Below are 8,200 nucleotides of genomic sequence, written 5' to 3' on the forward strand. Positions count from 1 at the left end.
CTGAAGCACCAGCCAGAAGTCGCGCTCTTTTTCCTGTTCCTGATAGTAGCGAATCCGCTCTTTGAGAACTTCCTCGGTCGGCTCTTCTTCCAGCAGATATCGCTGGCTTGCTACAGCATAGTAGTAGGTTTGCATTGGCTTGAAGTTTAAGTTTTGATTACAAGTGATAACAGGTTAAAAAACGATCGATGAAATTGCTCGAACTAGGGCGAAATAAGCGGAATGGCAGCAGGCAGTTTGATCAGCCGCAGCGATTCTGCATCGCCTTCTAAATCCTCCCATGCTGGGGAACTTTGAAATTCAGGAGAAAGCTAGCTCGGCTCCATCCAGTACCCAGGGGACTCAGGGGGCGCGAGTCTAATCATACTTTTCTACCCTCCTCTAAAACTCCCCTCGAATTGCCTGCTTCATTTCGCGCACGGCTCGCTCCATCCCGACCAAAACAGCACGGCTGACAATGGTGTGCCCAATGTTCAGTTCTTCCATACCGGGAAGACAGGCGATCGGGTAGACGTTCCAATAGGTCAAGCCATGCCCTGCATTCACCCGGATTCCGGCAGCAAGTGCCTGCTGACAGCCCTTTTTGAGGAAGGTAAGTTCCTGAGCACGGCTGGCATCGTCTTTGGCTTCGGCATAGCGTCCGGTGTGCAGCTCGATGAATTTTGCCTTAACGATCGCGGCCGCGTCAATCTGAGCCGAATCAGCGTCAATAAACAGGCTCACGGGAATATTTGCCTCCTGAAGGGCATCAACCACCTGCTGCATTCGATCGATCTGCCCTGCAACGTCTAGCCCACCTTCGGTCGTCACTTCTTCGCGCCGTTCGGGAACCAGCGTCACATAGTCCGGGCGAATCTCCAGGGCGATCGACACCATTTCATCGGTCGCTGCCATCTCTAAATTGAGATGGGTTCGCACGGTCTGACGCAGCAGATGCACATCCCGATCCTGAATATGCCGCCGATCTTCCCGCAGGTGAACGGTGATGCCGTCGGCTCCTGCCAGTTCCGCAAGGACGGCTGCCCCAACAGGATCGGGTTCAACGGTGCGGCGTGCCTGCCGAATAGTCGCCACATGGTCAATATTGACGCCGAGTGTAGGCAATCTTTCCTCCCGAATTAAGCCTAAATGAGATCGTTTGATTCAGTCTTGTCTGAGCAATTCCGCTTTATATCTTAGCGGATGGTGTTTTGCTTAGCAGGGAAGGTAGGGGTTGAGGAGGGGGATGGGTGAAAAGGTGGGTGAAGAGGTGAGGGATAGTTCATGTGAATCTTGACAATACTGTTATACAATGCTCCCAAATCGTGCAGCGAAGTTAAGAATTCATGACTCAGCACAATTGTTTTGAAGGAGGCTCGATCGCGGCAATGCTTTTAACCAAAGGGTTTGCCAGGGGTGAACCGGAACAGATTGAGGAATTCTTTACAAAACTTTACAGAAGAAGGGCTTTTCCCCACCCATTCCACAAGTTCTCCACAGGCATGATGCAGTTTTCCACAGGCTTAACCTGGGTTTTCCACAGGCAGCAACGGTGCGATCGGGGGTTGGGGAATTCCTGTGGATTACGGAGCAGACAAGCATTTCACAAGATTTTTCCTGGATTTTGTGAAGAAATGTAACAAAAATTAGCTTGAAACCCTCATTCCTTCGTGAAGGATATTTCGTCACCTGTTTCATGCCACAAAAAATTGGCATTGACAACCCTACCCCCCCATAGCGCAAAATGATGCGACCACCAAAGTTAAGGGCAGCTCACCGAAGCCATTCCCGCCGCTTCCAGCAAGGATTCGGTAGGGTTGGACGAGATGAGGTTCGCTCAGCTTTCTGCTGCGGTACAAAGCCGTTTTCCTTTGAGTTAATCGCCCTGTACCGATAGCTGTGAGCAAATTTGCTTCATTTGAAGCAACTAGAGGTATCTTTTACAGTTACTCATCTTCAACGAGGTTCCCATGCAAGCAACGGTTAGCATCCTGGCAGAAATCCCGGAAGAACTGCACGAGTCGCTTCAAGGCTATCTAGAAACCCACCCTGACTGGGATCATGACCGGGTCTTCTGCGCCGCGCTCTCGCTCTTCCTGCTGCAAAACGGCACAAGCTCGACTCCCGATTCTTCCCGCAGTTATCGACGGGCTGCCAGGGTTTATCTAGATACGCTGTTTAAGCACGCGGTTTAACGTGGCTTAACGCGGTTTGAATTGTTTCACTTCTTAATCTTTCACTGACTCCGATTTGGATCGTGTCTCGCTTATTTCTAGTTGCGATTCGCTTGTCAAAATCTCTATCTCCCTGGTATCTGAGTACGCATTAAACTTAACGATCGGCTTGTCGCTGCGGCTGTTTTTTCATCTATCTTGATCCCCTTCCCACTCGATACAATGAGGGCTGGACAATAGATAAAGACATCCCATGACATATCTCTGGTTTAAAGCGTTTCATATCATCGGAGTCGTAGTGTGGTTTGCCGGACTCTTCTATCTTGTGCGTTTGTTTGTCTATCACGCTGAGGCAGATGAGCAGCCCGAACCCGCTCGCACGATTTTGCAGCAGCAGTATCAGATTATGGAGAAGCGTCTCTATAACCTGATTACCACGCCTGGAATGGTGCTGACCGTGGCAATGGCGATCGCAATGCTGGTTACTGCGCCAAGCCTGCTACACGAAACCTGGCTCCATGTCAAACTCAGTCTGGTCGCGCTGCTGGTGGTTTATCATCACCTTTGCGGTCGCTGGATGAAACAGCTTGCAGCCGGAAATATGCAGTGGAGCGGACAAAAGTTTCGCTGGCTCAACGAAGTACCAACTTTATTTCTTGTATTAATTGTGCTGCTGGCAGTCTTTAAGAATAGTTTACCGACGTCAGCAACGGCTTGGGGCATTGTGGCAATGATTGTGGCAATGGCAGCAATTATTCAGCTCTATGCACGGAAGCGGCGGCTTGAAAAAGAGCGGGCTGCGAATGCTGACTCAACGGCTAATTTAGGTGAACTGGGCGCAAAAAGTTCGGTGTAGCCGATCGAGTTTTGAACGGTTTAGTTTTGAACAATTCTCGGTAGAAGGACAACAATAAGGGATAACAACAAACGTTAGCGATCGTCTTAATCGAAAAAATCCCCTGATCCATTTTGAGTCGATCGGGGGATTTTTGTTTTGTGTTCTTTGCTGTTGCCGGATTACTGTTACCCGATTGCGTGAGGCATCAAAAGAGGAAGAGGTGTGAGGGCGATTTTGCCCCCACTTAAGAATTTCTCTTCTACGGTGAAGCAGGAGCCGCTGGAGGAGCGGGCGCATCTGCCGGAGGAGCCACTGGAGCAGCAGGAGGAACTGGGGATGCTTCAGGTGTTACCACGGGGGCAACAGGCGGGGGAGCCACTGGAGCATCTGCCGGAGCTGGCGGGGGCGCGGCGGGAGCATCTGCCGGAGGAGCCACTGGAGCAGTAGGAGGAGCAGTTTGGACAGGAGGAACCGCTGGGGCTGCCGGAGGCGCGGTGGGAGCTGTCGGGGGAGCTACCGGAGAAGCCGGGGGATCAGTGGGGGCAGGCACAGGCTGCGGTTGAGGTTCAGGCGGAGCAGAAAGCTCTGACCAGAGCGAGAATCCGAGCAGCGCGGCAATAAATCCGACGATCGAAAACAGAATGAGCGTAAATATCCCGGTTGAACTAGAGGCTGGGCGAGACGGTGAGGAAGACACGACGACTCTGGGCGGAGCAGCACTCGGCTCAGCAGGAGGGTACACCTGATTTGGTACAGGCTGGACAAAATCAGAAGATTCAAGCTGGCGTTCCAGATCTTCCTGAGACTGTTCCTGCCACTCTGAATCGTCTGCCTCGATCGCAGGAGCAGTTTCAGAATGGGCAGGCATTGCGGGACTGGTATCATCCAGCCAATCGTCAGACAGATCCAGATTCGGTTCGACAGCAGCAGGCACGTCAGAGGCAGCCATTGAAGCCGCTGCAAACGGGGTCGCTGCAAACGGAATTTGTGTGGGCTGGTGTGCATTCTCCGATCGATCGAGGAACTCGGTTTCCGCGAGGATTTCGCGATCGGCTACTGGCTCCGAGCTTAGCTCCGGTTCTTCCACCGGGGACAGCTCTTCTTCCAGGCCAAACTGTCGATTAAGGAAGTCGAGCAGAGGTTCGTTCTCAGGGGAAGCTGAAACGGGATCTGAAAGATCTGCCGGGGTTTCTGAAACGGGTTCCGGGTTGAAATCGGCAAATGGCTCCGAGAAGGACTGCTGAAGCACAGGGTCTTCTGAAGGGTCATCTAGAACAGGGTTATCTAGAGCAGGATTATCCAGGGCAAAGTCATTAGGCGCGACATCCTCCGGCTGGTTGCCCAGCAACTCCTGAAGCTGTTCGTCGGTTAATTCCTCCAGTAAGGAAGGCTCCTCCAGCGTGGTCAGATCGCCGTAATCTTCCTGATTTAGGCTGTTCTGGAAGCCGAGCGACAGTTCCAACGGATTGTCCTGTAAATCGTCACGCTGTAAATCGTCACCTTGTAAATCATTCACAAGCTGATCTGGATCGATCGCCTCCGACAAGCTCAGAGTATTTGCCAGCGAGGTATCGGCATCGTCGGTAGCCATTTCGGGCAAAGCAGCGTCAAAGCCTGCGAGGTCAGCTGCAAACGGGTCTTCGTGCGAAGGAATGACCTGATCATCGGGGAGGTCGATGTCTGGCATATCGGTCAAGACTGCCAAATCAGGCAGATCGTTATCGGCCAAATCATGCTCTACGATCGTCACTTCGTCTTCAAAGCTCAAATCCGGCAGGACGGTTTCTGCGGTCGAGGGCGCATCATCCAGAACAGAGTCCGAAGCAATGATTTCTTCGGAATATTCCGGGACAAGCGGCTCCAGGATGAGATCCGCATTTGTCAGGTCTTCAGGAAAACTAGATTGCTCTGCAAAATCGGGCAAAGCAGGTTCTTCCAGGTCAGCAGGTTCGCCCAGGTCTAAATCCAGTGGGCTGCCCCAAGCTGCGATATCAGCAGAGTCGTCAGACACATCATCGGATGCAAGCTCCCAGGAGTTTTGGAAGCTGTCTTCGGTCACGCTGTCTTCTTCCTCGGCAAACAGGTTTTCGATCTGGGCTTCGAGCTGCTCCTGGGTAATCTCAGGCTGAGCGGGTTCGGGCTCAATGTCTGATGGGGCAAATTCTAATGGAGCAAATTCAGCTGAAGCGTTTTCTGAAGGGTCCTCAGACGTTTCCTCAAAAGTCAGCTCCTCCAGAAGATCGGCTTCGGGGGTAAACGAGGGTTCGGGAGGCACATCGTTAAACAGAGCATCAGCGGCGGCTTCGGAGCTAGCTTCCCCACTGAAGCCAAAATTGGGCATATCTTCGTGGATCAAAAAGTCCTCGGAGGGTGCAGTCGAGAGTTCTGCCGCCGGATCGCCCGAATCGATCTGATCTGCAAACCAATCGGTCAGATCGAGATTGTCATTATTATTTCGATCGCTTACGTCTGAATTGTTTACGTCCGAATCACCCACATCTGAATTGCTGGCTTCCAAATCGCCTGCTTCCCCAAAATCTGCAAAAGGTTCTGCGGTGGCAGCAGATTCCTCAATTCCCGCTGTAGGAAACTGCGAACCAACCGATTCAGCAGGCGTTTCAGCGGGGAAAAAATCAGTTGGGAAATCGATCGGGTCGGAGCCCGTGGGAAACTCCTGAGCCAAAACATCCTGCTCAGACGTAGTAACGAATTCTTCTGGGGCAAATCCTTCTAGTCCGAGTTCCCCTGCAAGAGACTCCTCAGAGGGCGAAGATTCGATCCACTGATCCTGGAGCATCACCTCGGGCAGCATTTCGGCTTCGGTTGCCATTTCATCCAAAAAGTCGAGCGACTCAGAAGTTGACTCAAGATTTGGATCAAAATTTGACTCAGACTCTGACTCAAAACCTGGCTCAAAACCTAGCTCATCGATCAAATTCGCATCCAACGCTTCGGATTCTGAAATGCCAAACTCCAGACTGTCAAAGTCTAAAGGCTCAGAGGCAACCATAAACAAATTCTCATCGATCGCGCTTGAGAGACCTGGAGGCATCGCTGGATCATCGATCGCCCTGTCCCCTTCTTCCTGCGCTGGAAACGCAAAATTGTCATCGGTTTGCAGCAAGCCCATTTCATCGATCGCGAAATCTGCTTCGCTCATCCCGGGGTCGTTACCTTGATCAATACCAGCCTCAAAAGTACCAGCCTCAAAATCGTCAGAGCCAAACAGTGCCCGATCGAGTGCGTCGTCTGCTGTTTCAGGTGGAGCGATTTCTTCTGGGGCTGCCGCTTCTGAAAACAGATCGGCAATGGCGGCTTCGTCTGGCGGGATTTCGGGTGCAGCGTCTTCAGAAAAAGCGTCTTCAGAAAACAGATCAAGCATGGCGGCTTCGTTGCCCGCACCAAAGTCAGCCGAAACGTCCTCGCTAGCGTCATTCCCGACAAGCTCATCTCCAGCAAAATCATCAGATGAATCGAAGACGATCGTTTCCTCAATCAGAATTACTTCTTCTGTAAAAAGCGGTTCTCCATTTTCTGCTGAGACATCTACGGAAAATAGATCGACCAGGACAGTGGTGGAATCAGGCGCGTCATCAGGATTTTGCGTTTCCCCGAATGCAGCTTCAAACGCATCAGCAGATTCATCGCTGCTATCGCCAATTTCACTGCGACCACCCTCATCCGCACTCATTCCAGTGTCTTCCTCGCCATCAAGTGCCGCCAGCAAATCATCAACGCTCGTCAACGGAACTGCGGCAGCCTCAAACTCCATCTCGTCGGTGGTTGCCGGGTCATTGGGGCTGTCTGCAAACAGATCGTCGATCATTCCAGCCGCAGGACGATCGGACCCGGCAGCATCAGCCTGAGGCAGGTCTTCCCAGGGGTCAGTCAGCACCGGGTCAGGGGAACGGTCGGGCAGCTTCGTCTCGATCGATTCGTCGGCAAACAAGTCTTGCAAGCTGCTCAGGTCATCGAGGGCACTGGGTGCGGCAGGGTCAGGACTGACATCCAATTCAGCCGAAAACTGATCCAGATCGCTTTCTGAACGGGTCGCGTCTGAATCGGCAAACAGATCTTGCAGAAGATCATTCGATTGGTCTTGCGCCTGCTCATCCCAAATTGCTCCGAGTTCGGCTTCCAGATCAGCCTGATTGCTCGACGGCGGCAGCGGCGTTTCGCTCAATCCCTCTAAAGCAGCGGATAAGTCTGAGCCTGCTAAACCCTGAACGTCGGAAGCTTCTGGAAAGAGCAAATCCGGCAACGGCTCAGATGCGGCAGACGGTGAAGCCATGCCTTCAGCGAAATCAGATTCAGGGAAATCGGGTTCTAAACTGGGCGCGATCGTCTCTTCGGAAAACTGTGAAGCCCCTGAGGCATCGGCCAGGGAACCCGCTTCGGTGATGGACTGATTCGGCACATCACCCAGCAAATCAGCCGGGGACACTTCCAGATACAATTCCTGCATCCAGGCAGGAAAACTCGCGCCCGTCTGCTGTCCCATAATGCGAATCGATCGAATCGACTCAATCCCGAGATTGTGAATGCCCTTCTCGACAAACGCAGTCAATGCCTGACGATTGGGGACGCGATCGGCTTCGAGGGTAACTTCCAGCGCATTGCCCTGCCGCTCCACTGTTGCCGTCATGCCCTTGGGCTGAAGCGACTGATTCATCAGAGCTGCGATCGCCTGCGGATCACCCTGCTGTGCCAGTTCGATTAAACGTAGTTCTGCCATAACTCCCTTTGCCCCATCAATCGTTTTGCTTAACTTTTGCTTTACAATCTTGGCAACGGCTTTTCCCGATCCGGTATAGGATGCCCGATTTACGTTCCCTACATACCTTGTTTGCTGTCTTGTCTGCTAAATCGTTCCATTGCCTGTCTTAACCGTCAGACCTTAAACCTATGAGTATTGGCTATCTTGCCCTGGTCTTGCACGCCCACTTGCCTTTCGTCAGACATCCTGAAAGCGACTATGTCTTAGAAGAAGAGTGGCTATTTGAGGCGATTACTGAAACCTACATTCCGCTGCTGCACGTCTTTGAAGGACTCAAGCAAGACGGAATCGATTTCAAAATGACCATGAGCATGACACCGCCGCTTGTGTCGATGCTGCGAGATCCATTACTCCAAGAACGCTACGATCATCATTTGGCTCAACTCGAAGAATTAGCAGAAAGAGAAGTCGAGCATTACGCCCAAAATGGAC

At 52.1% G+C, this 8,200-nt stretch carries 6 protein-coding genes and 1 pseudogene; 4 read left to right on the top strand and 3 right to left on the bottom strand.

Annotated features, from left to right (window positions below):
* Together H6F80_RS05665 and H6F80_RS05670 are read right to left on the bottom strand one after the other, a co-directional pair.
* Positions 1–135: MgPME-cyclase complex family protein (locus tag H6F80_RS05665; RefSeq protein WP_190790624.1), on the bottom strand; the 135-nt coding region annotated here is incomplete at its 3' end.
* 246 nt (positions 136–381) lie between these two features.
* Positions 382–1,104, bottom strand: a complete 723-nt coding sequence (locus H6F80_RS05670; protein WP_190790625.1) for a pyridoxine 5'-phosphate synthase — start codon at positions 1,102–1,104, stop codon at positions 382–384.
* A gap of 221 nt (positions 1,105–1,325) precedes the next feature.
* Between H6F80_RS05670 and H6F80_RS29375 the strand changes: the two genes are divergently transcribed.
* The 3 genes from H6F80_RS29375 (at position 1,326) to hemJ (ending at position 3,009) form a co-directional block, all read left to right on the top strand.
* The gene (locus H6F80_RS29375; protein ID WP_206755038.1) at positions 1,326–1,619 is read left to right on the top strand and encodes a hypothetical protein; all 294 of its coding nucleotides are present in this window, start codon (positions 1,326–1,328) and stop codon (positions 1,617–1,619) included.
* Positions 1,620–1,949: 330 nt separating this feature from the next.
* The gene (locus H6F80_RS05675; protein ID WP_190790626.1) at positions 1,950–2,174 is read left to right on the top strand and encodes a DUF2811 domain-containing protein; all 225 of its coding nucleotides are present in this window, start codon (positions 1,950–1,952) and stop codon (positions 2,172–2,174) included.
* A gap of 232 nt (positions 2,175–2,406) precedes the next feature.
* Positions 2,407–3,009, top strand: a complete 603-nt coding sequence (hemJ, locus tag H6F80_RS05680) for a protoporphyrinogen oxidase HemJ (RefSeq protein WP_190790627.1) — start codon at positions 2,407–2,409, stop codon at positions 3,007–3,009.
* 241 nt (positions 3,010–3,250) lie between these two features.
* Here the strand turns inward: hemJ and H6F80_RS05685 are convergent, their stop codons facing one another.
* Positions 3,251–7,726, bottom strand: a complete 4,476-nt coding sequence (locus tag H6F80_RS05685; protein WP_190790628.1) for a hypothetical protein — start codon at positions 7,724–7,726, stop codon at positions 3,251–3,253.
* Between the two features lie 170 nt (positions 7,727–7,896).
* Between H6F80_RS05685 and H6F80_RS05690 the strand changes: the two are divergent.
* A pseudogene (locus tag H6F80_RS05690) lies at positions 7,897–8,200 on the top strand (DUF1957 domain-containing protein); the annotation flags it as partial.

The organism is Leptolyngbya sp. FACHB-711, assembly GCF_014695615.1.
In the GTDB taxonomy this organism is placed as follows: Bacteria; Cyanobacteriota; Cyanobacteriia; order Elainellales; family Elainellaceae; genus Leptolyngbya_A.